We start from the raw sequence: 23,563 nt of genomic DNA on the forward strand, positions 1-23,563 counted from the left end.
GCTGCGGGGTGGTGGCGCCCGCGGTATCCACCCGGTATCCGTCCCCACGCCCGCGCCCGCAGCATCCGTTCGGCAGTCGCTGCCAGTCAAGTGGCCCAATCGCCGCCGCACGACTCCATCGCTGCCAGCCAAGTGGCCCTTCAGCCTCTGCCAGAGGGGCTACTTGACTGGCAGCGATCGAGTGCGGCGGCGGATGCGTGCGCGGGTGGGGTGGGGTGGGGCTACGCGAGGCCCACGATCAGCCAGACGACGGAGCAGAGCAGGAAGCCGACGAGGCCGAGCACCGTCGTGAGGACCGTCCAGGTGCGAAGGCCGTCCGCGACGCTGAGGCCGAGGTAGCGGGTGACGACCCAGAAGCCCGAGTCGTTGACGTGCGACAGGCCGAGGGCGCCGAAGGACATCGCGAGGGCGAGGAGCGCGACCTGGATGGTGGAGTAGTCGCCTCCGAGGACCGACGCGCTGAGCAGCCCGGCTGTCGTGAGGATCGCCACGGTTGCCGACCCCTGCGCGGCTCGCAGCGCGAGCGAGATCAGGAAGGCCAGGAGCATGAGGGGCATTCCTGTCGCGAGGAGCGTCTCGCTGAGCGCCGTTCCGATGCCGCTCTCCGTGAGCACGCGGGCGAACGATCCGCCGGCTCCGGAGACGAGGATGACGATCGCGACGGGCGGCAGAGCCGATTCGATGACCTCGCCCAGCTGGGTTGCGTTCCATCCTCGACGGAATCCGAGGAAGAAGCTCGCGAGCAGCACTGTCACGAGCAGAGCGAACAGCGGTGCGCCGATGAAGCCGAGCACGTTGCGGACCGGGTCGCCGGCCGGGAGCAGCGTGGCTCCGACCGTGCCGAGGGCGATCATGAGGAGCGGGGTCAGGATGAGCGCCATGATCATTCCCGAGCTCGGGGGGGCGACCGTGCCGGTCTTCGTCGAGGTCGCGACCGCCGACGTCCCCGCGCCTGATCCGTCGACGATCGACTCGGTGCCCTTCTCGGTCCCGAACGCTGCGAAGGAGGCCGCGGTGCTCGGCAGCATGGTGATGTCACGACGGTTGAGCCACTTGGAGACGAAGTGCGCCACCACGGCGAGGGGCAGGCACACTGCGAGCCCCAGCATGGTCACCCAGCCGAGGTCGGCCCCGAGGATGCCGGAGCCGCCGACGATGCCCGGGTGCGGTGGTACGGACACGTGCACGGCGAGCATGATGCCGCCGATGGGGAGGCCGAACTTGACGGGGTTGACGCCTGCCGCCTTGCAGAAGCCGTAGATGATCGGCACGAGGATGATGAAGCCGACGTCGAAGAACACCGGGATCGCGAGCACGAGGGCCGCCGCAGTGAGTGCGCCGGCGACGCGCTTCGGGCCGAGGATCTTCGTGAACCGGCCGGCCAGGCTCGACGCGCCGCCGGAGATCTCGATGATCTTGCCGAGCATCGCGCCGAGTGCGACGAGGATGGCGACCGAGCCGAGCACTCCGCCCATGCCGGCGATGATCGATTCGATGACGCCGAGCTTCGCCGGCTCCAGGTCGGTTTCGGGGATCGTGACGAGCGGCAGCCCCGTCGCGAGACCGACGAGGATGCTGACGATGAGCAGCGCCAGGAAGGCGTGCACCTTGAGTTTGATGATCAGCAGCAGGAGGAATGCGATTCCTCCGACGCCGATGGTGAGCAGCAGCAGTGTGGACAAGTTCGTCTCCTTTGACGAGAACGACGGGGCGAGAGCGGGGGCTCACGCCGAGGGAGTGTCTGGGGGAGCTAGTCGGTGGTCTTCGGGGCGAGGGCGAGGATGACGGCCGAGTCGTCGGCCGCGCCGAGACCTTGCGCCTGCCCGAGGAGGTACAGCTGCTCGGCGGCGGCTGCGACCGGCGTGGGGAGTCCGACGGCGCGGCTCGCCTTGCCGACGATGCCCATGTCCTTCACGAAGATGTCGAGTCGGCTGAGTACCTCGGCGCCGTCCTCGTCGTAGGCCTCCAGGATGCGCGGCCCGCGGTTCGCGAGCATGAACGAGCCGGCGGCACCCGCCCCGAGCGTCTCGAGCGTCTTCTCGGGGTCGAGGCCGAGTCGCTCGGCGAGGGCGAGCGCCTCGGCGGCGGCGGCGATGTGCACGCCGCACAGCAGCTGGTTGACGGTCTTGAGCGCCTGGCCGTCGCCGGGGCGGTCGCCCACGACGGTGAGCGTGGATGCGAGCAGCTCGAGCACGGGCTGCGCCTTCTCGCGGGCGGCAGGGGTCGCGCCGACGACGATGAGGAGGTCGCCCTGGCCCGCGCGGACGGGACCGCCCGACAGGGGCGCATCCACGAGCTCGACCGAGTGCTGCTCGAGGCGGGCGACGACCTCGGCGATGCCGTCGGTGCCGACCGTGCTCGTGAGGATGACGACTGCGCCCTCGTCGAGCTTGTCCGCGATGCCGTTCGCGCCGAACAGCACGTCGTGCAGCTGCTCGCCGTTGCGGACCGCGAGGAGGACGGCGTCGACGCCCGTGACGGCGCTGGCCGCGGAGTCGTGCGGCACGATGCCCGCGGCGGCCGCGAGGTCGAGGCGCGGCTGCGCGATGTCGAAGCCGTTGACGGTCAGCTGGCTGCTGAGGCGCGTGGCCATCGGCAGGCCCATGGCGCCGAGCCCGAGGACGGCGACGGAGTAGGAAGAGGAGGTCATGGTTGCTCGTTTCTCGGTGCGTGTTGAGGTCTCAGCGCTGTTGCTGATCAGTTGGCTACGGGTGCGGATGCGGGTGCTGCCGCGCCGGCCGCGGGGACGACGCCGGTCGCGGCGCTCGCGTGGAACTTCTCGACGACCCGCGCGAGCGAGTCCTCGTCGCCGACGTTGCCGGCGAACACGACGTAGGGGATGCCGTCGGCCGGTCCCCCGACCGCCTGCCAGAGGGAGACGATGCCCGGGAGCATGGGGCCGCGCACAACCGCGTGGCGGATCTCGAGGCCATTGGTGGCGACGTCGCTCGAGGTGATGCCGCCCTTGGCGATGACGAAGCTGGGCGGCGTCTCGCGGAGCGCGTGGGCGACGACCTCGCAGACGGCGGCCGAGACGTTCCTCGAGATGGCGAGCGACGCATCCGCATCGTCGGTCTTCACGAGCTCGCGGCTCGTGTGGAGGATGACGTCCCCGACCGCGAGCGCCTCGATGACGCGCGCCTTGGCGTCGTCGAGGTGCGCCTCGCGATGGTCGGCGTCGATGATCGTCGAGACGGAGAGCTCGACGGTCGGGAGGTCGGGGTGCTCCTGGTGGAGGGCCGCGAGCTGGCGGGTCGTGAGGTCGACGTGCGAGCCGACGACGATGAGGCCGCCGGCGGCGGACGCGTCTGCGCGAGCGCGCGTGAGCTCGGCAGGTTCGAGGGGCGAGGCGATCTCCTGACCGATGCGGGCGCGCACGAAGGGCGGCCCGACGCGGTACAGGAACTGCTTGCCGTCAGCCTCTGCAAGCTCGAGCCCGAGGGCGACGATGCGGATGTCGTCCTCGATGACCACGTCGACGACGATCGGCTGGCCGTCGCGCGCGTCCTGCAGCATGGCGGCGACCGCCTCCGGCCCGCTGCGGATGATGTCGAGCGAGAGCACGGTGACGTCGGCGGCCGCCCAGCGGCCCTTCGTCTTCTCCTCGACCCACTCGGGCAGGGCCGAGCTGCGGAATCCGAACGTCGCGTCCTTCGCGAACTCCGTCTCGGCGACGGGCACGAGCTCACCGTTCTGGCGGTAGTAGTGGATGCCCCCGATGGTGACCCTGCCGGCGTCGGGGAAGGCGGGGACGATGAGGACGCCGTCGGGAACTGGGCCGCCAAGCTCTTCGAGCGTCGCCGCGATGACGTCGGTCTCGAGCGGGTAGTGGCCGCGCAGCGTGCTGTCGCCGCGGCTCACGAAGGCGACGCGGCGTTCGAGGCGCTCGGCGGCGGCGAGGGCCGCCGTGACGATCTCGCGGTTGCGCGCGGCGGCGGACTCCGCGTCCAGGCTTCGGGTGTTGGTGAGCACGTAGACGGCGTCGCGGCCCTGCTCGAGCGCCCAGACGAGGTCGTCCTGCTCCCAGCGGGTGAGGACGGGGAGGTCGGCGACCGACTGCGTCCCCGTCGGGTCGTCGTCGAGCACGATGAGGGTCACTCCGGACTCGCGGACCCGGTCGGCGACCTCCGCGGCATCGACGTGCACTGGGGCGGGGTACTGCTCGAGCAGTCGGGTTTCATCCATCAGAGAACTCCCTTGTAATCGGATATCAGATATCTTGCGCCCGATGAAGAGTGTTGTCAAGGAGATATCTGATATCTACGCCGGGTTGCCCGGCCTCGGGGTCAGGCCTGAGGCTTGAGTACGTACTGCTGGAGGTCGTCCGCGGTCTGCTGCATGTGCGATTCCATCGCGACGCGGGCGGCGGCGGGCTCGCCGGAGCGGAGCGCCTCGAGGATCCCCGCGTGCTCGCGGATCGCATTCACCTGCACCTGCGGCACCGCCGAGGTCTCGTAGCGGCGCTCGTACAGGAAGCGGCCGAGCGGCTCGAGCAGCACACGCAGGAACGGGTTGCCGCTGGCCCGAAGCACCACGTCGTGGAACGCGATGTCAGCCGTCACGAACGTGTGCACGTCCTCGGCGGCGGATGCGGCGCGCATCTCCTCGAGGTACGCCTCGAGTCGCTCGAGGTCGTCTTCCGTGCGCAGGGGCGCCGCGAGCTCGCACGCGCCGGTCTCGATCATCCGCCGCAGCTGCACCAGCTGCACCGACGCCTGCGCTTTGCCTTCCGTCGAGGTCGCGGCGCGCAGGAGCGGCTCGATGCCGGTCCAGTCCTCCATGGGCAGCACGCGGCCGCGCGTGCCGGGGACCGGCTGCACGACCCCCTGCGCCTGCAGCGTCTTGAGCGCCTCGCGAAGGGTCAGACGGTTCACGCCGAGCCGCTCGGCAAGGTCGATCTCGCGCGGCAGCGGCGCCCCCTGGGGCAGCTCCCCCGAGATGATGTCATCCAGGAGCCGGTCGCTGACCGACTGAACAAGCGACGCTCTCGCCATGGTGACCTCCGGTGGTGACCTCCGAACTCGCAATGGTAGTCGGCGGGGTGGTGGAGGTGGAGGTGGGGCCGCGTCACGGCAGCGTGACGGCGACTTCCACGGCGAGGTCGCTTTCGCCTTCGCCGACGACGCGCTGGCGCACCTCCTGCGACTGGAGCGCCACCCCGCGCTGCGCGAGCGCGTCGAAGAGGGCCACGACGGCCGGATGCACGGAGCCGTCCGGCAGGTCAGCGCCGTCCGCCCGCCACACGGCAACAAGCTCGGTCCGCGGCGGCAGTTCGTCGGCGAGGATGCGCTCGTCGTCCCACGACGCGTCTCCGGTTTCCGGATTGCGCGCGACCGGCCAGCAGAGCAGCATCTGCAGTTCGGGTGCCCTCGCCGGGCTGCCGGGGGCCTCCCGCAAGGACGTCCAGAACGCTGGCCCGGGCTCGAGACCGGCCTCGACGCAGTGCTGATACAGGTCGGCGAAGGCTCGATGCGCGTCCTCATCAGTCGGCGCGATCCCTTCCCTGCCAGCGCCATCCACGCCTGCGGCGTCCAGGTCGGCGGTCAGCTGAATCACGCGCGCCACGAAAGGCGTGGCCCCAAGATGCCGCTCCTCGACGGCGGCCGGGCGCGCGAATGCCGTGAGCACTGCATCCGCCGCCGTCATGGCTGTATCCTCGGCGTCGCGCTTCTGGAGCACTTCCGACCGGTGGCGACGCAGCACGTCGGCCGCGTCGCCGTCTCGAAGAGCCCCCGCGGCGGCAGGCAAGGGAACGCCGGCTGCCCTCAGCGTCTGCAGGAGGGCACCGTCGCGCACCTGCGACTCGGAGTACCTGCGGTACCCGGTCGCCGCATCCACCTCGAAGGGGACAAGCGCCTTCGTCTCGTCGTAGTGACGAAGCGCCTTGACGCTGATGCCGGTGGTGTTCGCGAATTCTCCGATGCTGAGCATGACTCAAGCCTGCCGTCTCCGGTAACCGGAGAGTCAAGCATGGGAATAGACCGAAGCCCTACCCGGTTTCCTCAGATACCCCCAAGGGGTATAAACAACGGGCGCCACGTCGCGCGAGCCGAGGAGCAGCACATGAGCACACAGCACGAAGCGCACACCCACGAGCCGGGCCAGGCGATCACGCACGGCCAGCCTTCCCAGCACGAGCACGCAGGGCACGGAGGGCACGCAGATTCCGCGGCGCACACGGGTCACGAAGGCCACGCCGGCCACGGCGCGGATCACGTCGCCCAGTTCCGGCGCCTGTTCTGGATCAACCTCGTCATCGCCGTACCAGTGGTCGGCTTCTCGAGCATGTTCGCGATGCTCGTCGGCTACGAGATCCCCGACTTTCCCGGTGCGGCTTTCATCGCGCCCATCCTCGGCACCGTGATGTACGTCTGGGGCGGGCGCCCGTTCCTGACCGGTGCGATCAGTGAGCTCAGGGCACGCAAGCCCGGCATGATGCTGCTCATCGCGCTCGCGATCACCGTCGCGTTCGCCGCATCGTGGGGTGCGAGCCTCGGCCTCCTGCACCACGACCTCGAGTTCTGGTGGGAGCTCGCGCTGCTGATCGTCATCATGCTGCTCGGCCACTGGATCGAGATGCGCTCGCTCGCGCAGACCACCTCAGCACTTGACTCCCTGGCGGCCCTGCTGCCGGATAGCGCCGAACGCGTGGAGGGCGATCGCATCGTGCAGGTCTCCCCCGCCGAGCTGGCCGTCGGCGACGTCGTCGTGGTTCGCCCGGGTGGGAGCGTGCCGGCGGACGGCAGGATCACGGAGGGCAGGGCCGAGATCGACGAGGCGATGGTCACCGGCGAGTCGCGCCCGGTGTCCCGCGGCGTCGGCGACACCGTCACGGCCGGGACTGTCGCGACCGACTCCGGTCTGCGCATCCAGGTGACCGCGACTGGCGACAACACGACCCTCGCCGGCATCCAGCGGCTCGTCACCGAAGCACAGAACTCGACATCGCGAGCGCAGCGGATCGCCGATCGGGCCGCCGCCTGGCTGTTCTGGTTCGCCCTCGGTGCAGCCGCCATCACGGCCATCGTCTGGACGCTCGTCGGCAACCCTGACGCCGCCGTCATGCGAACCATCACCGTCCTCGTCATCGCCTGCCCCCACGCACTGGGCCTCGCGATCCCGCTCGTCGTGTCGATCGCCACAGAGAAGGCGGCGCGCAGCGGCGTCCTCATCAAGGACCGCCTCGCGCTCGAGAGCACCCGCACCGTCGACGCGGTCCTCTTCGACAAGACCGGCACCCTCACGAAGGGCGAGCCGACGCTCACCGAGATCGCGATCGCAGGCAGCTCCGCAAGCGCCCTCACGGCCGACGAGATACTCGCGATCGCGGCCTCCGCGGAAACCGACAGCGAGCATCCGCTTGCCAAGGCCATCGTCCGCGCGGCGGCCGAGCGCGGCCTCACCGTGCCGGCGGCGTCGAACTTCAGCTCATCACCGGCGGTGGGCGTCACGGCGACCGTCGACGGTCGCGAGGTTCGTGTTGGCGGGCCACGCCTCCTCGAGGCGCTCGGCGCATCCGAGATCAGCGAAGCGGATGCATGGCGCGAAGACGGGGCGATCATCCTGCACGTCGTGCGAGACGGCGCGGTCGTGGGCGGCCTCAAACTCGCCGACGAGATCCGCCCCGAGTCGCGCGAGGCCGTGGATGCACTCCACCGCCTGGGCATCGCGGTCGTCCTGATCACGGGTGACGCCGAAGCCGTGGCCCGAAGCGTCGGCGAGGAGCTCGGCGTCGACCGCATCTACGCCGGCGTGCGGCCCGAGGACAAGTCGGCGAAGGTCGCCGAGCTGCAGGCCGAGGGCAAGAAGGTCGCGATGGTGGGCGACGGCGTGAACGACGCCCCAGCACTGGCGCGCGCCGACGTCGGCATCGCCATCGGCGCTGGCACGGACGTGGCGATCGCGTCCGCCGGGGTGATCCTCGCGAGCGATGACCCCCGCTCCGTGCTCTCCGTCATCACGCTGTCGCGAGCGAGCTACCGCAAGATGACGCAGAACCTCTGGTGGGCGGCCGGCTACAACCTGCTGTCGGTGCCACTCGCGGCGGGCATCCTCGCGCCCGTCGGGTTCATCCTGCCCATGTCGATCGGCGCCGTGCTCATGTCGCTCTCCACGATCGTCGTCGCCCTCAACGCGCAGCTGCTGCGCCGCGTGGACCTCTCCCCGGGTTCGAGCGCGCTCGTGAAGTAGCTGCACTGGGTGGTCGCTGCCTGTGTCCCCAACCGCCTGCGAGTCCGGAGCGGTTGGGAACACCGGCAGCGATCGACTTCAGTCCCCCCGCGTAGACTGAGCGCATTCCCCGGGAGGAGCAACGATGCCCGAACCGAAGCATCCAGAGAAGCACGCGAAGCCCGTCGACGGCGTAGCGCGCATCGTCGAGAACATCGACGAGACCGCCGCCATGTTCTCCGAGCCGAAGATCACGGCCGTCGGCATCCCCGCCGTGCTCAACTCGCTCAAGGTCACGACGGCACAGATGGGCGCGACACGCACGGCCCGCACCCTGCTGCGCATCAACCAGAAGGACGGCTTCGACTGCCCCGGATGCGCGTGGCCGGAGGGCAAGCACCGCAGCCCCGCCGAGTTCTGCGAGAACGGCGCCAAGGCCGTCGCCGAGGAGGCCACGAAGCGGCGCATCCCGCCGACCTTCTTCGCCGAGCACTCCGTCGAGGAGCTGCGCACGTGGGACGACTACTCGCTTGGCCAGCAGGGCCGCCTGACGCATCCCATGCTCCTCGACGAGGGCGGCACGCACTACCGCGCCGTCAGCTGGGACGAGGCGTTCGACATCATCGCCGACGAGTTCGCCCAGATGTCGAGCCCGGACGAGGCCATCTTCTACACCTCGGGCCGCACCTCCAACGAGGCGGCGTTCGTCTACCAGCTGTTCGTGCGCGGACTCGGCACCAACAACCTCCCCGACTGCTCGAACATGTGCCACGAGTCGAGCGGCTCAGCCCTCGGCGAGACCCTCGGAATCGGCAAGGGCTCGGTGAGCCTCGAGGACATCCACGAGGCCGACCTCATCATCATCGCCGGCCAGAACCCCGGCACCAACCACCCCCGCATGCTGACCGCGCTCGAGAAGGCGAAGATCAACGGCGGCAAGATCATCGCCGTGAACCCGCTGCCGGAGGCTGCGCTCATGCGGTACGAGAACCCGCAGACCGTGCGCGGCATGGTGCTCGGCGGCACCGCACTGAACGACCTGTTCCTGCAGATCAAGCTCGGCGGCGACCAGGCGCTCTTCCAGGCGCTGGGGCGCATCCTGCTCGACGCCGAGGAGGCCAACCCCGGTACCGTGTTCGACGCCGAGTTCATCGCCGCCAAGACGGAGGGGGTGGATGCGTACCTCGAGTCGCTCCGGCGGCTCGACTGGCCGGAGGTCGAGACGGCCACGGGCCTCACCGAGGCTGAGATCCGCGAGGCCGGCGAGATGCTGCTCGCCTCGAAGTCGACGATCGTCTGCTGGGCCATGGGCCTCACGCAGCACAAGCACTCCGTGCCGACCCTCCGCGACTGCGTCAACCTGCTGCTCCTGCAGGGCAACATCGGCAAGCCGGGTGCGGGCGTCTGCCCCGTGCGCGGGCACTCCAACGTGCAGGGCGACCGCACGATGGGCATCTTCGAGAAGATGCCCGAGTCGTTCCACGACAAGCTCGACGCTGAGTTCTCGTTCGCCTCCCCCCGCAAGCACGGCTACGACACGGTCGAGGCGATTCGCGCCATGCGCGACGGCAAGGCCCGCGTCTTCATGGCGATGGGCGGCAACTTCTCCCGCGCGACGCCGGACACGGCCGTGACCGAGGCCGCCATGGAGTCGCTCGCCCTCACCGTGCAGGTGTCGACGAAGCTCAACCGCTCGCACGTCGCGACGGGACGCCGGGCCCTCATTCTCCCCACCCTCGGCCGCACCGAACGCGACCGACAGGCGGGCGGCACGCAGCGCGTCACCGTCGAGGACTCCATGAGCGCGGTCCACGCCTCGCGCGGACGCCTCGAGCCGGCCAGCGATGAGCTGCTGAGCGAGGTCGCGATCGTGACGATGCTCGCCGAGCGGGTCCTCACCAGATCGCGGCCGAACGTGCCGCAGGTGAACTGGGCCGAGCTGCGCGCCGACTACGCGAACGTGCGATCGTCCATCTCCCGTGTCATCCCCGGTTTCGAGGACTTCGAGGCGAAGATCGACGAGCCGGGTGGGTTCATCCTGCCGAACGGCCCGCGCGACGGCCGCGACTTCTCGAGCATCGGCGGCACGGCGAAGTTCACCGTGAACGAGCTCGAGTACCCGAAGGTGCCGGAGGGTCGCCTCCTGCTGCAGACGCTGCGCTCGCACGACCAGTTCAACACCACCATCTACGGCAAGGACGACCGGTACCGGGGCGTGAAGAGCGCCAGGCGCGTCGTGTTCGTCAACGAGGCGGATGCGCGCGACCAGGGCCTCGCGGACGGGGACCACGTCGACATCGTCTCTGAGTGGCCGGGCCGCGACGGCACCGTCGAGGAACGCCGGAGCGACCGCCACCGCATCGTGGTCTACTCGACGCCGCGCGGCTGCGTCGCCGCGTACTACCCGGAGACGAACGTGCTCGTGCCGCTCGACTCGACCGCCGACGTCAGCAACACGCCGACGTCGAAGTCGATCGTCGTCCGGCTGGAGAAGCTCGCCTCGTAGATGCGGGCAAGCTCCGAACTCGCTCCGAGCCCTCTCCGGGCCGGCCTGAATCTCGACTCCCGCTTCACATGCTCAGAGAGCTGACAGGCGAACGGGACCGGTCCGTGACTCCATTTTCGGGGCGGAGTCAAGCCGGTTCCTTAGTGTACGAAAGATCGGGCGGAGGGGCGCCCGGACACTTCTGGCCCTCCTCCGTCCCCTGAACGCGGGACCCGAGATTCGGGTCCGCGCCATGAGAGGAGGACGATCATGTCCACTCGACAGGAATCCGATCCAGGACTGACCCCGCGCCGGGTCTTCTCTGTGCTCGCCGCCACGGCGGGGGCGTTGGTGCTCGCGGGCTGCCAAGTTGCAGCGCCACCTGCCACCTCGGCTCCGCCGGCCGTGACCGAGACGGTCACGGTGACCGAGACGGCCGCCCCGGCCGAGCCCGCCGACGGCGACACAGATGACAGCGACACCGGGACGGACGGCTCGTCGGAGACCGGCTCAGACGTCTTCGATCCGGACGGAAGCATCGAGGGTGCAGAGAGCGTCGCGGAGATGTTCTTCACCGCAGTGGATGAGGGCGACTGGGTGACGGTCGCCGACAAGTCAGGCGACCCCGAGATCGTGTCGCGTATCCAGAACAACAGCGACATCCGCGACGCCTTGACCCAGTACGCGGGTTCGCCGGTCACCTGCGTCCATCGTGATGATGACCGCATCCAGCAGACCCTGAGCGACGCCTTCACCGTGATCGACGACACCTACGCGTGCACGCGCGTCGACGTCGAACCGCTCGACGCGGAGTTCTGGACCTTCCCGACGCTCTTCATCTCCGTCGATTCCGCCGGCGAGATGATGATCGTGTACCGCACGATCACCTACTGGGACTGAGCAGCAGGGATGGTTCGGCCGGTGCGGATGGTTCAGCGGCGGCGGATGCGGATCGGCCCCTTGGCCGTCGCGCCGTCGACCACCTCGCCGCCCTGGGTGATGTCGACCTCGCCCGACTCGACGAGTCGCCGCGCGGCGGCCCGCGCCGCCTCCATCTCATCTCGCCACTCGTCGCCGCCGACAACTCGGGCCGCCTCCGATGGGCAGATCGTGGCCCCTTCGGCGCGCTTGTCCAAGAGATCGAGAATCACCCGCTCGAGCTCGCCTCCTGCGCGATCGGGGCCGCTCTCGGGGCCGCCCGCCGCGCTCACAGCAGCCGCTCCGCCAGCACCTTCGCCGTCGCTTCGGGATGCACGCGGTGGCCAACCGACTCGGCGACCTCGACGAGCTCCGACCCAGGCAGGGTCTCGGCAAGCCGCTTCGCTGCGCTCGCGAGGAACGGGAACGTGTCGCCGCCCACGACGATCGTCACGGGCACCTGCACGGCGACCATCGCCTCCGTGGGCGTCGACACCTGTCGCACGAGCTGCGCGTCGTAGACGGTCGACTGCGCGAGCGGCACGAGCCCAGGGAAGATCGGGCTCTGCTTGATCTGCTCCACGAGGGCAGGGTCAAGGCCCACGCCTTCGAGCTGGAAGGTGGAGACGGCCGTCGCCTCGTCGCCGTCGTCGACGAGGCGCTGCAGACGCTCGGCGAGATCGGCGGCAGGCTCGTGCTGTCCGAAGCGGAACGGAGGCTCGGAAAGGAAGAGATGCCGCACGGGCACACCCAGCGACGCGGCGAAGAGCGCGAGCACGGCGCCAGAGGAATGCCCGATGACACTCACCCGACCGCCGACCGCGTCGATGACGGCCGCCAGGTCTTCAGCTTCGCGCTCCGGTGCCGAGGGTTTCGTGTCGCCGCTGTCCCCGCGAGCGCGACGGTCGTAGGAGACAGCCGCAAATCCCGCCCGGACGAGCGCCATCGCGAACTCCGTCACATCGCGCGCCGTCGAGAAGGCACCATTGACGATGACCACCACAGGCCCCTCCCCGCGGATCTCGTACGCGATGCGGGTCCCGTCGGCGGAGGTGGCGACCTCGCGGTCGACGCGCACCCCACCCAAGTCGTTCTGTTCTGCTGCAACCATGTTCCTGCTCCCCTGCGCCCGCAAGTACCGGCCTCGGTGCCCGCACTCGACTACGACGACAGTCTGCACCCGGCCACCGACAAAACCAGGCGAAAGCCCCCGACGCATACGTCGAGCCCCGCACTGCAGTCCATCCCTGCAGCGCGAGGCTCGGCGCCATCCACGCTCTGTCGCGGTCTATTGTCCCCCGCGCAGAGCTACTTCACGTAGCCATTCGGGTTGAGCACGTACTTCTTCGGCGCTCCCGCGTCGAAGTCGGCGTACCCCTTCGGAGCCTCGTCGAGCGTGATGGGGGTCGCCTGCACTGCATCCGCGATCTTCACCTTGTCGAAGAGGATCGCCTGCATGAGCTGGCGGTTGTACTTCATGACCGGGCACTGGCCGGTCGTGAACGACAGCGACTTCGCCCAGCCGAGGCCGAGACGGATCGACAGCGAGCCGACCTTCGCGGCATCGTCGACGCCGCCCGGGTCGCCCGTCACATACAGGCCGGGGATACCGAGCGCTCCGCCGGCCTCCGTCACCGTCATGAGCGAGTTGAGCACCGTCGCGGGCGCCTCGTGCCCCGCATCCGAGCCGTGCCCGCGGGCCTCGAAGCCCACCGCATCCACACCGCACTCGACCTCCGGCACGCCCAGGATCTGCTCGATCTGCTCGCCCGGGTCGCCCTTCGAGACATCGACCGTCTCGCAGCCGAAGGATCTCGCCTGCGCCAGACGGTCCTCGTTGAGGTCGCCGACGATGACGCACGCTGCGCCCAGCAGCTGGGCGCTCACCGCGGCCGCGAGGCCGACGGGCCCAGCACCCGCGATGTAGACGGTCGACCCTGGTCCGACACCCGCGGTGTATGCACCGTGGAACCCGGTCGGGAAGATGTCGGAGAGCATCGTCAGGTCGAGGATCTTCTCCAGCGCCTGGTCCCGGTCGGGGAACTTGAGGAGGTTCCAGTCGGCGTACGGCACGAGCACATACTCAGCCTGCCCGCCAACCCAGCCGCCCATGTCGACGTAGCCGTACGCGCTGCCGGGACGGTCGGGATTGACGTTGAGGCAGATGCCCGTCTTGCCCGCCTTGCAGTTGCGACAGCGCCCGCAGGCGATGTTGAACGGCACCGAGACGATGTCACCGACCTTGATGAACTCGACGTCCGGCCCGACCTCGATGACCTCCCCCGTGATCTCGTGCCCGAGCACGAGGTCGACCGGGGCAGTGGTGCGGCCGCGCACCATGTGCTGATCGGAACCGCAGATGTTCGTGGTCACGGTGCGGAGGATGGCGCCGTGCCGCACCTGCCGGCCCACGTTCGCCGGGTTCACGCCCGGCCCGTCCTTCAGCTCGAACTCGGGGTACGGGATGTCGATGACCTCGACCTCGTTCGGCCCTTTGTACGCGACAGCTCTGTTGCTCGCCATGATCTCTCCTTTGAGTTGAGCGGATGCTGCGTGCGGTGCGCGCGGACGCGCAGCCCTGCGAACGTCTCTGTTACGCAGTGTTTCGAGGCTATGGTCCGCCCCCACGCCGCGCCAGGATCAGGGGCGGATGAGGGGTGGATGCACAGGCGCGTGTCCGGGTGACCGACCGCGGCCTTCCCACTGGTCCATCCGGAATAGCCGCGACGATCCCGTGGTTGTTGTAGCTGCAAGCACCCCCTTGGAAGGAACAGCACAGCATGGCAATTGTCATCACCGGCGCGACCGGACAGCTCGGCACCCTCGTCATCGACAGCCTCCTCGAACGAGGTGCGGCTCCCGCCGACATCGTCGCGGGCGGGCGCAACGTGGAGCGCCTCGAGCAGCTCGCCTCGAAGGGCGTCCGCACTGCCGTCATCGACTACGCCCGCCCCGAGACAGCCGCGGAGGCGATCAGCGCCGGCGACACCGTGGTGCTCATCTCCGGCAACGAGGTCGGGACCCGCGTCGCCCAGCACGAGACGATCATCGACGCGGCGAACGACGCAGGTGCGGCCCGGATCATCTACACGAGCGTCCTCGGCGGCGACCCAGACGCCCTCATCCTCGCCCCGGAGCACGTCGCCACCGAGTCCCTCATCCGCGAATCGGGCCTGCCCTACACCGTCGCCCGCAACGGCTGGTACACCGAGAACTACGTCGCCGAGATCGCCCAGGGCGAGACCACGGGCGTCATCGCGAACAGCGCCGGCAAGGGCCGCGTCGCGAGCGCGTCGCGAGCAGACTACGCGTCGGGCATCGCCGCAGTCGCCCTCGAGGACGGCCACGACGGCAAGGTCTACGAGTTCTCCGGCGACAAGGCCTGGGACTTCGACGAGTTCGCGAAGACCCTCGCCGACGCCATCGGCCGCGACGTCGAGTACCGCGCCCTCACCACGGAGGAGCACGCGGCGGCCCTCACTTCGAACGCCGTCGACGAAGGCACGATCGGCTTCATCACCGGACTCGACGCCAACATCCGCGACGGCGCCCTCGGGCTCACGACCGGCGACCTCTCCCGCGTGTCCGGGCGACCGACGACCACCCTCGCCGAGACGCTCCGCACCCTGACCGCGTAGCGCCGCGAGCTCGGCGCGCAGCGTGCCGCCGCGACCCGAGGCTCTCGACCCTCGACTTGCCCGCTTTCGGGATGGGTTACACGCACGCAGATGGGTTGCAGAGCATCCGCGTGCGCGAACGCCATCCCGAAACGGAAGCGGCAGCTAGAGACGGCGGCGGCAGCCGCCGAGGCGACACGGTGCAGCCCGCCGCCGGTCCCGCAGGGCCAGGCGAGCCGGTAAGGCGAGCACGCACGCCACACCCGACTCGGGATGGAGAACTCACTTCGTTGCGGGAACTTTCCCAGCACGAAGCGATGTTCCCATCCCGAGACGCCCCGGGGAGCAGGCGAGCCGGTAAGGCGAGCACGCACGCCACACCCGACTCGGGATGGAGAACTCACCTCGTTGCGGGAACTTTCCCAGCACGAAGCGACGTTCCCATCCCGAGACGAACACGGGGAACAAACGAGCCGGTACGGCGAGCACGCACGCAACGCCCCACTCGGGATGGAAAACTCACCTCGTTGCGGGAACTTTCCCAGCACGAAGCGATGTTCCCATCCCGAGACGAGCACGGGGACGGGGCGGGGCAGGCGTTCGGCCGCACGGCCGAGCGGATGCGCGGAGCGGCTACCGCAGGGGCTGCGCGGCGAGCGAGCGCGGCCGGTTCAGGGAGAACAGCTCGGGCGCCGCGCCCGGGCCGTTCTCGGCGAGGTCGGCACCGAGTCGCCCGATCGACGGCACGAACTTGAAGCCCTCCCCCGCGAATCCGGCGAGCACGACGATGCGGCCGACTCTGTCGACCACGAACCTGGCGTCGTCGGTGGTCGTGTAGGTGCAGCTGATCGGTTCGGCGCTCTCAGCGTCGACGCCGGGCAGCCAGTCGCGGGCGTACTGCCTGATCGCGTCGAGCTGCGCCGGCACCGGCAGGAAGTCGCGCGAATCGGGGTCCACGATGGGCCCAACTCCGTGCCAACCCGCTTTGATGCCCTCGCCCGGCGTGAGCATCCCGTAGACGGGGGAAAGCCACCCCTCGTACCCGGGGCGGCCGAACGCCGGGAGGTGGTTGAAGCTCGGCCAGTCGATGTAGCCGTTGAACTCGCGGAAGTGCACGGGTGCTTCCTGCGTGACCCGCATCCGCGGCAGCTCGACGATGCCGGCGAGCAGCGTGCGGGTCCACGCGTTGACGGCCGAGACGACGACCTTCGCCGTGATCGTCTCGCGCGCGTGGCCGCGGTGCTCCGGCGCCTCACCCCACGAGTGGGCCTCGACGACGACCCGATCGGTCTCCTCCACGACGCTCACGGCGCGCTTGCCCCAGCTCAGCTCGGCCCCACTCGCCGCGGCCAGCTCAGCCATGCTGGTGAGCGCATCGGCGGCCCGGACCCGGCCCGCTCTCGGCAGGTGCAGCACCTCGGTATCGAAGCGGATGCCCGGCCACCGCTCGCCCGCGTCCTTCGTCGAGAGCAGCTCGGCCGCCTCCCCTCCCGCGGAGATGACGGCGTGGACGTCCGGGCTCGCAGCCCCCGGCCCGTGGTTGACGAGGCCGACGAGGTCGAGGACCTGCCGGCCGGAGTCGAGCTGCAGCTCGGTCCACAGCGCGCGCGACTCGTGCAGCATCGCGACGAGGTCAGGCTGCGTGTACGAGGTGTTGAAGTTCCGGGTCGCACCGTGGGACGCGCCCTGGTGGTGGCCGGGCTGGAACTGCTCGAGCAGCCGGACACTCCTGCCGCGCCTCGCCAGCTGCCACGCGGTCGACAGCCCCATCGCTCCGCCGCCGATGATGAGCACGTCAACGTCAGTCATGACGCAACGCTACTCGCACTCACCCGGGTCACTTCCTGGGTACGATTGCCGAATGCTCACCGTCTCCGGTCAGCGGGAGAAGATTCTCACCGCGTACATGAACCTGCTCGTCGACTCCGGCGTGCGCGGGACGACCCTCGAAGCCGTGGGCACGACCTGCAAGCTGTCGAAGGCCGGCGTCCTCCATCACTTCGCGTCGAAGCAGGCGCTTGGCGAGGCGCTTCTCGCCGAGCTGCAGGCGCAGGCGCGGGTCGACGCCGACAACATGCTCGGCGACCTCGACAACGCCGTGTCGTACTACATCGTCTCCTCGCAGGATCGCGACAGCCTCCTCGAGCGTCTCGTCGAGGCCGTCTACCGCCTCGCGCAGACCGGTGACAAGGATGCGCTGGATGTGCTTCGCCAGTGCCGCGAGGGCTGGTTCGACGCGCTCGTCCGGGCCATCGGCGACCCAGCGGTCGCGCGCCTCGTGCTGTTCGTCGGAGACGGCATGAACCACAACGCGCTGCTCAGCGTCGGAGCGGGCAGCGAGAAGTTCATCAACGCGGAGTCGACGGCCGAGATCATGGGCGCGATCGAGAAGCTTCGCGCGTAGCGAGCCGCCCAGGCATTCTCCCCTGGCATCCGCTCACGTCTGGAAACACAACCGTTACGACGGGATGCGAGAAATCCCTCGGCGCGTCACCGACCGAATGGTAAGTTCAGCACCACTCCGCGAACGCGGCAGGCCCTTTGATGCGGGAGACAATGATGACCAACGCACAACCCGGCCCGATCACCGAAGCACTGGCGACGCAGACGCCAATCGGTAAGGGCCTCGCCCCAGCACGACTCGGCATCTGGGGGTCGACCGTCATCGGCCTCGCCTCGACCGCCCCGCTCTTCTCCCTCGCCGCGACCCTCGGCTTCGTCGTCATCGCCGTCGGCGAGCAGGCGCCGATCGCGTTCATCCTGGCGTTCATCCCGATGATGTTCACCGCATTCGCGTACCGCGAGCTCAACAACGAGCTCAACGACTGCGGCACCGTCTTCACCTGGGCCGCGAAGGCCTTCGGCCCCCGCACCGGATGGATGTCCGGCTGGGCCCTCGCGGTCGCCGGCATCCTGGTCATGGCGAACCTCGCCGAGATCGCCTCCGTCTACATCCTGCTGCTCATCGGCGACGGCTCCCTGGCCGAGAATCGCGTGGTCGTCACCCTCTTCGGTGCGCTCATCATCGCGGTCATGACCTGGATCTCGATGCGCGGCATCGAGCTCGGCGAGAAGATGCAGGTGGTGCTGCTGATCATCCAGTACGCCGCCATGGCCGCGTTCGTCGTCGGCTGCCTCATCGGCTACGCCAACGGCACCGCCCCCGACCCGACCCCCGTGAGCATCGACTGGTTCAACCCGCTCCTCGCCGACGGGCACGGCATGGTGCAGGCCATCATCCTCGCCCTCTTTATCTACTGGGGATGGGACACCTGCCTCGCCCTGACCGAGGAGACCAAGGACCCCAAGAAGACGCCGGGCCGCGCAGCGGTGCTCTCGACGGTGCTGCTGCTCATCACCTACGTCGGCATCACGATCGTCGTCATGATGTACGCCGGCCTCGGCGACACCGGCACCGGCCTCGCGAACGAGGAGAACGCCGACGACGTCTTCTCCGTGCTCACCGACCTGGCGATGGGCCCGTGGGGCTGGTTCCTCGTGCTCGCCGTCGCCGTCTCGTCGCTGTCGTCCTCGCAGACGACGATCCTCCCCACCGCGCGCGGCACCTTCGCGATGGGCGTCTACAAGGCCCTGCCCGCACGCTTCGCCGTCGTCAGCGAGAAGTCGAAGACCCCGACCTTCTCGACGCTCCTGATGGGCATCGTCGCGATCGTCTACTACGTCGGCATGAGCTTCGTCTCGAACAGCGTCCTCCAGGACTCCATCCTCTCCATCGGCCTCGCCATCGCGTTCTTCTACGGCATCGCGAGCTTCGCCTGCATCTGGTACTTCCGCACGAGCCTCTTCTCATCGGCACGCAACTTCGTGTATCGCTTCCTGTTCCCGCTGCTCGGCGGGGTGTTCATGGTGTGGGCGTTCGTCCAGTCGGCAATCGACATGGCGAACCCCGAGTACGGCTACACGACCTTCTTCGGCCTCGGCAGCGCGTTCGTCATCGGCATCGGCTCGTTTGTTATCGGCTTCATCCTCATGTTCGTCTGGGCCGCCATGCCCGGATCGAAGGACTACTTCGAGAAGCGAACCATCAACCGCCACTCGGCGATCCTCGCCCCCGAGGACTGATCCCCGAGGCAAGGCGCCCTGCAGTTCCGCAGGGCGCCTCGCTTGCTCACCACGACCTACCAACCGCACGGTTTACCCCCGCGAACCGGGCGCCATCCATCGCACGTGATCAACGAAAGGCCAATCGTGCACATCCTCATCATCGGTGCAGGAGGCGTCGGCGCAGCCGCCGCCCGCATCGCGAAGCGCCGCAGCTTCTTCGACTCCTGCCTCATCGCCGACTACGACCCCACCCGGCCAGAAGACCTCGTCGCCGAACTCGACGACACCCGCTTCCAGGCGGCGCAGATCGACGCATCCGACCCCGCAGCCGTCGAGACCCTCGTCCGCGACAACGGCATCACGCACGTCCTCAACGCCGTGGACCCACGCTTCGTGATGCCCATCTTCACGGGCGTCACCGCAGCCGGCGCGACCTACCTCGACATGGCGATGAGCCTCTCGAAGCCGCACCCCGAGCATCCGCACGAGCAGACGGGTGTGAAGCTCGGCGACGAGCAGTTCGAGCACGACGCGGCGCTCAAGGAGCGTGGCGTGCTCGCCCTCTGCGGCATCGGGGTCGAGCCCGGTCTTTCCGACGTGTTCGCCCGCTACGCCGAGGACGAGCTGTTCTCCGAGATCGACGAGCTCGGCGTGCGCGACGGCGCCAACCTGACCGTCGAGGGCTACGACTTCGCCCCGTCGTTCTCGATCTGGACGACGATCGAGGAGTGCCTCAACCCGCCCGTCATCTACGAGCGCGAGCGAGGCTGGTACACGACACCGCCCTTCAGCGAGGCTGAAGTGTTCGACTTCCCAGAAGGCATCGGCCCCGTCGAGTGCGTCAACGTCGAGCACGAAGAAGTGCTGCTCATGCCGCGCTGGACCAACGCGAAGCGCGTGACCTTCAAGTACGGCCTCGGCCAGGAGTTCATCGACGTGCTCAAGACGCTGCACATGCTCGGCCTCGACAGCACCGAGCCCGTCAGCGTCAAGGGCCAGCAGGTCTCGCCCCGCGACGTCGTCGCCGCGGTCCTCCCCGACCCGGCCAAGCTCGGAGACCGCATGCGCGGCAAGACGTGCGCCGGACTCCTCGTAACCGGCAAGGGCAAGGACGGCGAGCCCAAGCAGGTGTACCTGTACCACGTGGCCGACAACGAAGAGACGATGGCGAAGGACAACTCGCAAGCCGTCGTCTGGCAGACCGCCATCAATCCCGTCATCGCGCTCGAGCTGCTCGCGACGGGCGTCTGGTCTGGCGCGGGAGTGCTCGCGCCGGAGGCATTCGACGCGAAGCCGTTCCTCGAGCTGCTCGGCGGCGCCGAGCCGTCCGGCTACGGTTCGCCGTGGCACGTGCAGGACCGCAGCGCCGAGCGCACGGCGTAGACCGCCAGCTCGTCAGCTCGACTGTCCAACATCAGTGCGATATCGGGTCGAAAGCGCCGTTTCGGCGCCGCTTGGCCCGATATTGCACTGATGTTGGACAGCGACTCCGCAGCAGGTCCTCGATCTCGGCGCGGTCGGGATGCTCGGCGCGGTCGGGATGTTCGGCGGCCGGGCCGGCACGCCCCACTCCGAGCCTGGCCGCGTGTGCCGCCCGGTGGCCAACTTCCGTGCTGTACGAGGCCCTGGCGCGACTACGGACGCTGCGAGCGCCAGTTCATCACGCGAGTTGGCCGCGTCAGCGCGCGAGGAGCTGCTCGATCTCGGCGGCGGTCGGGATGCTCGGCGAGGCGCCGCGCTTCGAGACGGCAAGGGCGCCGGCCGCCGCTCCGTACCGGATCGCGGCTTCGAGCGGCTGCCCGCTGGCGAGGGCCGCCCCGAGCGCGCCCGCGAAGGCGTCACCGGCCGCCGTCGTGTCGACTGCCTCGACCTCGATCACCGCGAACGTCTCGACGTTGTCCCTGGTCACGAGCGTCGTCCCGGCTCCACCCCGCGTGATGAGCACAGCGCCGACGCCGCGGTCGAGGAACCAGCGCCCGGCTTCCGCGGCGCTCGCCTCGCTGTCGACGACGATGCCCGTGAGCATGCGCGCCTCGGTCTCGTTCGGTGTGACGATGTCGACCGACGCCCACACCTTCTCGTCGAGGGGGATGGCGGGCGCCGGGTCCAGGATGGTCATGATCCCTGCATCCCGTGCCGTGCGCAGGATGCTCTCGGTCAGCCGCTCGGGCGTCTCCAGCTGGGTGAGCAGCACCGAGCTCGTCGCCGCGGCGTCGCCGATGCCCTGCAGCACCATGGACTCGTCGAGGGCATCGTTGGCCCCCGGCACGATGACGATCGAGTTCTCGCCGGTCGCATCCACGCGGATGTGCGCGATCCCGGTCTCGCCAGCCACGGTTCGCACGCCGTCGACTGCAACCCCGGCGGACCGGAGCTCTCGCAGGACCATCTCGCCGAAGGTGTCGTCACCGACGCACGCGATGAATGCAGTGGGTGCCCCCGCTCTGGCGGCCGCGACAGCCTGGTTCGCGCCCTTGCCGCCGAGGGCGAGGCTGAAGCTCTCGCCGCGCAGCGTCTCGCCAGGCTCGGGCGCGCGCGTCGAGAAGGCAGTGAGGTCGGCGGAGACACTCCCGACGACAAGCACCCCGACTCGTTCCAAGCTGCTCATGCGCGCTTCGAGCGCATCGCCTTGAGCTGCTTGAGCGACTCGTCGCCCGCCTTCTCCTCGTACTCGTCGGTGCCGAGCGGAACAAGCGCGATGCGCGCCTCCCCGTCGGAGTGAATTCCCCAGCCCCAGCGCTTCCCGAGCGGCGAAGCGCGCAGGCACGCCTGGTCCTTCGCGAAGAACGCAGCGCGGGCCGTCTCGCGCTCCTCGTCCGGGATCGCGTTGCGGACGGCGTAGGTCTCGAACAGCACATCATCCGACGTGTACTCGTACGGATGCTCGCTGACGAGCTTGTGCTGCAGGCTCGCGATCGTCGGCCCCTTCGCCGACTCCGGCGGCGCCTCAGCCTCGTCGACGGGGCAGTCGTCGGCGATCTGGATGAACGTGCTGGTGTAGTTCGTCGTCCCCATGGGCAGAGCCTACGGGTCCGCGGTGCCGGGGACCAGGGAGGCGGATCGCGCGCGGCAACGCAGGCGTGACACGAGCGTGACCGGTCGTACCGCGCGGGGCCGCGCCACGCTCACCGATGGCGCGATCGCACGACGTCACGCGCCTCGCGCTCCTCCCGCTCCACCGCGCGTGGCCGCGATCCTGCCAGCCACTGCCCGAGCCCTCGGTGCTCTGAACTGCGGAACGCGAAGACCAGAGCGGTGACGCCGAGGACGAACTGCAGGAGTCCGCCGAACTCCCAGAGGGCGAGCAGCGTGAATCCGCCGATGCCGAACAGCAGACGCGCCGTTCGTCGCGCAATGATGCCCATGAATCCGACGGCCTCCGCCTCGCGCGCACGGATCAACACGGCACGCTCACCGAGCGTCACCCCACCCGCATACACCGAGACCGCCTGCAGCAGGAAGGCGACGACCAGCGACAGGGACCGTGTCCAGGATGCGCTCACGTCGACACCGAAGACGCCCTGCAGCACCAGCGCGGTCAGGCTCGCAAGGATCTGCACGAGTCCGAGCATCGTGAGGTCAGCGACCATCGCGAACAGACGACGGCCGAGCGTCATCTCGACGGGCACCTCGATCAGCTCGCCGGGCAGGCGGTCGGCGGCGCCACGGTGCGCACGGCCCATGACCAGCAGCCCGACGATCGCGCCGAGCAGTGCACCCGTCGTGTTCGTGACAAGGTCGCCGGTGTCGAAGAAGCGATACGCGCATGGGAACGCCCCGAAGACCCCGGTGAGCTGCGTCACCTCGACGAGCAGCGACACGGCGAAGCCGACCGCGGTGGATGCGAGGATCCCAAGACCGAGAAGCGCGCGGGCCAGGAAGCCGAGCGGCACGAACAGCACGACATTGAGCGCAAGCTGCAGGAACGCGCGATTCGTCAGCAGCGACGAGCTCTCACCCTGCAGGCGGATGACATCGGTCACGGAATCGAGCGGGTTCCAGATGGGCGAGCGGCACGTGTACGCCCCGTCGGGCAGCGGGAACAGCGTGTACGCCCAGATCGCCACGAAGAAGAAGCCCGCGGCCACCCACCCCAGGAAGCGGGTCCGCGAGAATCCGCCGCTGCGACGGTAGCTGGCCACGATGAGCGGCACGAGGACGAGGAAGTTCAGGAGGAGCCCCGCGGTGAGAGCCAGCACGGTGGAGACGGCGATGTTCATAGCTCGCTCATTCTGCTCGGGATGCGAGACCACCGCGTCACCCGACAGGCGCACCGCAGGTCATCCGCTGGGTGCACACGGCCCTCGGC

At 69.1% G+C, this 23,563-nt stretch carries 19 protein-coding genes; 7 read left to right on the top strand and 12 right to left on the bottom strand.

The window, feature by feature from the left end:
• Nucleotides 1-221: 221 nt before the first annotated feature.
• The 5 genes from C5B97_RS16925 to C5B97_RS16945 form a co-directional block, all read right to left on the bottom strand.
• Nucleotides 222-1,682, bottom strand: a complete 1,461-nt coding sequence (locus tag C5B97_RS16925; RefSeq protein WP_104313246.1) for a GntP family transporter — start codon at nt 1,680-1,682, stop codon at nt 222-224.
• A 68-nt stretch (nt 1,683-1,750) separates the two neighbouring features.
• On the bottom strand, nt 1,751-2,650 hold the full coding sequence (locus C5B97_RS16930) for an NAD(P)-dependent oxidoreductase (RefSeq protein WP_104313249.1): 900 nt from the start codon (nt 2,648-2,650) through the stop codon (nt 1,751-1,753).
• Between the two features lie 47 nt (nt 2,651-2,697).
• Nucleotides 2,698-4,185, bottom strand: coding sequence for a four-carbon acid sugar kinase family protein (locus C5B97_RS16935; RefSeq protein ID WP_104313251.1), 1,488 nt, complete (start codon nt 4,183-4,185; stop codon nt 2,698-2,700).
• A 101-nt stretch (nt 4,186-4,286) separates the two neighbouring features.
• Nucleotides 4,287-4,994: a FadR/GntR family transcriptional regulator gene (locus C5B97_RS16940; protein WP_104313254.1), complete on the bottom strand. Its 708-nt coding sequence runs from the start codon at nt 4,992-4,994 to the stop codon at nt 4,287-4,289.
• Between the two features lie 73 nt (nt 4,995-5,067).
• Nucleotides 5,068-5,931: a MerR family transcriptional regulator gene (locus tag C5B97_RS16945; protein WP_104313255.1), complete on the bottom strand. Its 864-nt coding sequence runs from the start codon at nt 5,929-5,931 to the stop codon at nt 5,068-5,070.
• A 132-nt stretch (nt 5,932-6,063) separates the two neighbouring features.
• Between C5B97_RS16945 and C5B97_RS16950 the strand changes: the two genes are divergently transcribed.
• The 3 genes from C5B97_RS16950 to C5B97_RS16960 all read left to right on the top strand — a co-directional run bounded on the left by C5B97_RS16950 (nt 6,064) and on the right by C5B97_RS16960 (nt 11,554).
• Nucleotides 6,064-8,190 carry a heavy metal translocating P-type ATPase gene (locus C5B97_RS16950; protein ID WP_104313257.1) on the top strand — a complete coding sequence of 709 codons (2,127 nt, stop codon included), beginning with the start codon at nt 6,064-6,066 and terminating at the stop codon, nt 8,188-8,190.
• 211 nt (nt 8,191-8,401) lie between these two features.
• Nucleotides 8,402-10,675 (top strand): FdhF/YdeP family oxidoreductase, encoded by a 2,274-nt coding sequence (locus C5B97_RS16955; RefSeq protein WP_104313479.1) that lies wholly within the window; start codon nt 8,402-8,404, stop codon nt 10,673-10,675.
• Between the two features lie 249 nt (nt 10,676-10,924).
• Entirely contained in the window at nt 10,925-11,554 is a 630-nt protein-coding gene (locus C5B97_RS16960; RefSeq protein WP_104313259.1) for a hypothetical protein, read from the top strand.
• A 32-nt stretch (nt 11,555-11,586) separates the two neighbouring features.
• On the opposite strand, the gene C5B97_RS16965 is transcribed toward C5B97_RS16960, so the two are convergent.
• From C5B97_RS16965 to fdhA, 3 genes are all read right to left on the bottom strand, one after another.
• The gene (locus C5B97_RS16965; RefSeq protein WP_104313261.1) at nt 11,587-11,865 is read right to left on the bottom strand and encodes a DUF3253 domain-containing protein; all 279 of its coding nucleotides are present in this window, start codon (nt 11,863-11,865) and stop codon (nt 11,587-11,589) included.
• Entirely contained in the window at nt 11,862-12,683 is an 822-nt protein-coding gene (locus C5B97_RS16970) for an alpha/beta fold hydrolase (protein ID WP_104313263.1), read from the bottom strand. Before C5B97_RS16970 ends, C5B97_RS16965 begins: the two co-directional genes overlap by 4 nt.
• Before the next feature lie 197 nt (nt 12,684-12,880).
• Nucleotides 12,881-14,095 (bottom strand): formaldehyde dehydrogenase, glutathione-independent, encoded by a 1,215-nt coding sequence (gene fdhA / locus C5B97_RS16975; RefSeq protein WP_104313265.1) that lies wholly within the window; start codon nt 14,093-14,095, stop codon nt 12,881-12,883.
• Between the two features lie 257 nt (nt 14,096-14,352).
• On the opposite strand from fdhA, the gene C5B97_RS16980 reads away from it, so the two are divergent.
• The gene (locus tag C5B97_RS16980) at nt 14,353-15,210 is read left to right on the top strand and encodes an SDR family oxidoreductase (protein ID WP_104313267.1); all 858 of its coding nucleotides are present in this window, start codon (nt 14,353-14,355) and stop codon (nt 15,208-15,210) included.
• A 612-nt stretch (nt 15,211-15,822) separates the two neighbouring features.
• Here C5B97_RS16980 and C5B97_RS16985 read toward each other — a convergent pair.
• On the bottom strand, nt 15,823-16,998 hold the full coding sequence (locus C5B97_RS16985) for an FAD-dependent oxidoreductase (protein WP_104313269.1): 1,176 nt from the start codon (nt 16,996-16,998) through the stop codon (nt 15,823-15,825).
• A gap of 52 nt (nt 16,999-17,050) precedes the next feature.
• Here C5B97_RS16985 and C5B97_RS16990 point away from each other — a divergent pair, with 52 nt between their 5' ends.
• From C5B97_RS16990 to C5B97_RS17000, 3 genes are all read left to right on the top strand, one after another.
• Nucleotides 17,051-17,593 (top strand): TetR/AcrR family transcriptional regulator, encoded by a 543-nt coding sequence (locus C5B97_RS16990; protein WP_181027062.1) that lies wholly within the window; start codon nt 17,051-17,053, stop codon nt 17,591-17,593.
• A gap of 155 nt (nt 17,594-17,748) precedes the next feature.
• Nucleotides 17,749-19,272 carry an APC family permease gene (locus tag C5B97_RS16995; protein WP_104313271.1) on the top strand — a complete coding sequence of 508 codons (1,524 nt, stop codon included), beginning with the start codon at nt 17,749-17,751 and terminating at the stop codon, nt 19,270-19,272.
• A gap of 126 nt (nt 19,273-19,398) precedes the next feature.
• Nucleotides 19,399-20,637: a saccharopine dehydrogenase family protein gene (locus C5B97_RS17000; RefSeq protein WP_104313273.1), complete on the top strand. Its 1,239-nt coding sequence runs from the start codon at nt 19,399-19,401 to the stop codon at nt 20,635-20,637.
• Between the two features lie 295 nt (nt 20,638-20,932).
• Here the strand turns inward: C5B97_RS17000 and rbsK are convergent, their stop codons facing one another.
• The 3 genes from rbsK to C5B97_RS17015 all read right to left on the bottom strand — a co-directional run bounded on the left by rbsK (nt 20,933) and on the right by C5B97_RS17015 (nt 23,474).
• Nucleotides 20,933-21,862 (bottom strand): ribokinase, encoded by a 930-nt coding sequence (rbsK, locus tag C5B97_RS17005; RefSeq protein ID WP_104313275.1) that lies wholly within the window; start codon nt 21,860-21,862, stop codon nt 20,933-20,935.
• The gene (locus C5B97_RS17010; protein ID WP_104313277.1) at nt 21,859-22,269 is read right to left on the bottom strand and encodes a DUF6157 family protein; all 411 of its coding nucleotides are present in this window, start codon (nt 22,267-22,269) and stop codon (nt 21,859-21,861) included. Before C5B97_RS17010 ends, rbsK begins: the two co-directional genes overlap by 4 nt.
• A gap of 110 nt (nt 22,270-22,379) precedes the next feature.
• The gene (locus C5B97_RS17015; RefSeq protein WP_104313279.1) at nt 22,380-23,474 is read right to left on the bottom strand and encodes a VanZ family protein; all 1,095 of its coding nucleotides are present in this window, start codon (nt 23,472-23,474) and stop codon (nt 22,380-22,382) included.
• Between the last annotated feature and the right edge of the window lie 89 nt (nt 23,475-23,563).

The organism is Pseudoclavibacter sp. RFBB5 (assembly GCF_002931555.1).
Taxonomy (GTDB): domain Bacteria; phylum Actinomycetota; class Actinomycetes; order Actinomycetales; family Microbacteriaceae; genus Pseudoclavibacter.

Excerpts from the sequence above, each read along its gene's own strand:
- C5B97_RS16930 (WP_104313249.1), bottom strand. The coding sequence starts at position 2,650 with ATGACCTCCTCTTCCTACTCCGTCGCCGTCCTCGGGCTCGGCGCCATG.
- C5B97_RS16935 (WP_104313251.1), bottom strand. The coding sequence starts at position 4,185 with ATGGATGAAACCCGACTGCTCGAGCAGTACCCCGCCCCAGTGCACGTC.
- C5B97_RS16940 (WP_104313254.1), bottom strand. The coding sequence starts at position 4,994 with ATGGCGAGAGCGTCGCTTGTTCAGTCGGTCAGCGACCGGCTCCTGGAT.
- C5B97_RS16945 (WP_104313255.1), bottom strand. The coding sequence starts at position 5,931 with ATGCTCAGCATCGGAGAATTCGCGAACACCACCGGCATCAGCGTCAAG.
- C5B97_RS16950 (WP_104313257.1), top strand. The coding sequence starts at position 6,064 with ATGAGCACACAGCACGAAGCGCACACCCACGAGCCGGGCCAGGCGATC.
- C5B97_RS16955 (WP_104313479.1), top strand. The coding sequence starts at position 8,402 with ATGTTCTCCGAGCCGAAGATCACGGCCGTCGGCATCCCCGCCGTGCTC.
- C5B97_RS16960 (WP_104313259.1), top strand. The coding sequence starts at position 10,925 with ATGTCCACTCGACAGGAATCCGATCCAGGACTGACCCCGCGCCGGGTC.
- C5B97_RS16970 (WP_104313263.1), bottom strand. The coding sequence starts at position 12,683 with ATGGTTGCAGCAGAACAGAACGACTTGGGTGGGGTGCGCGTCGACCGC.
- fdhA (WP_104313265.1), bottom strand. The coding sequence starts at position 14,095 with ATGGCGAGCAACAGAGCTGTCGCGTACAAAGGGCCGAACGAGGTCGAG.
- C5B97_RS16980 (WP_104313267.1), top strand. The coding sequence starts at position 14,353 with ATGGCAATTGTCATCACCGGCGCGACCGGACAGCTCGGCACCCTCGTC.
- C5B97_RS16985 (WP_104313269.1), bottom strand. The coding sequence starts at position 16,998 with ATGACTGACGTTGACGTGCTCATCATCGGCGGCGGAGCGATGGGGCTG.
- C5B97_RS16990 (WP_181027062.1), top strand. The coding sequence starts at position 17,051 with ATGCTCACCGTCTCCGGTCAGCGGGAGAAGATTCTCACCGCGTACATG.
- C5B97_RS16995 (WP_104313271.1), top strand. The coding sequence starts at position 17,749 with ATGACCAACGCACAACCCGGCCCGATCACCGAAGCACTGGCGACGCAG.
- rbsK (WP_104313275.1), bottom strand. The coding sequence starts at position 21,862 with ATGAGCAGCTTGGAACGAGTCGGGGTGCTTGTCGTCGGGAGTGTCTCC.
- C5B97_RS17010 (WP_104313277.1), bottom strand. The coding sequence starts at position 22,269 with ATGGGGACGACGAACTACACCAGCACGTTCATCCAGATCGCCGACGAC.
- C5B97_RS17015 (WP_104313279.1), bottom strand. The coding sequence starts at position 23,474 with ATGAACATCGCCGTCTCCACCGTGCTGGCTCTCACCGCGGGGCTCCTC.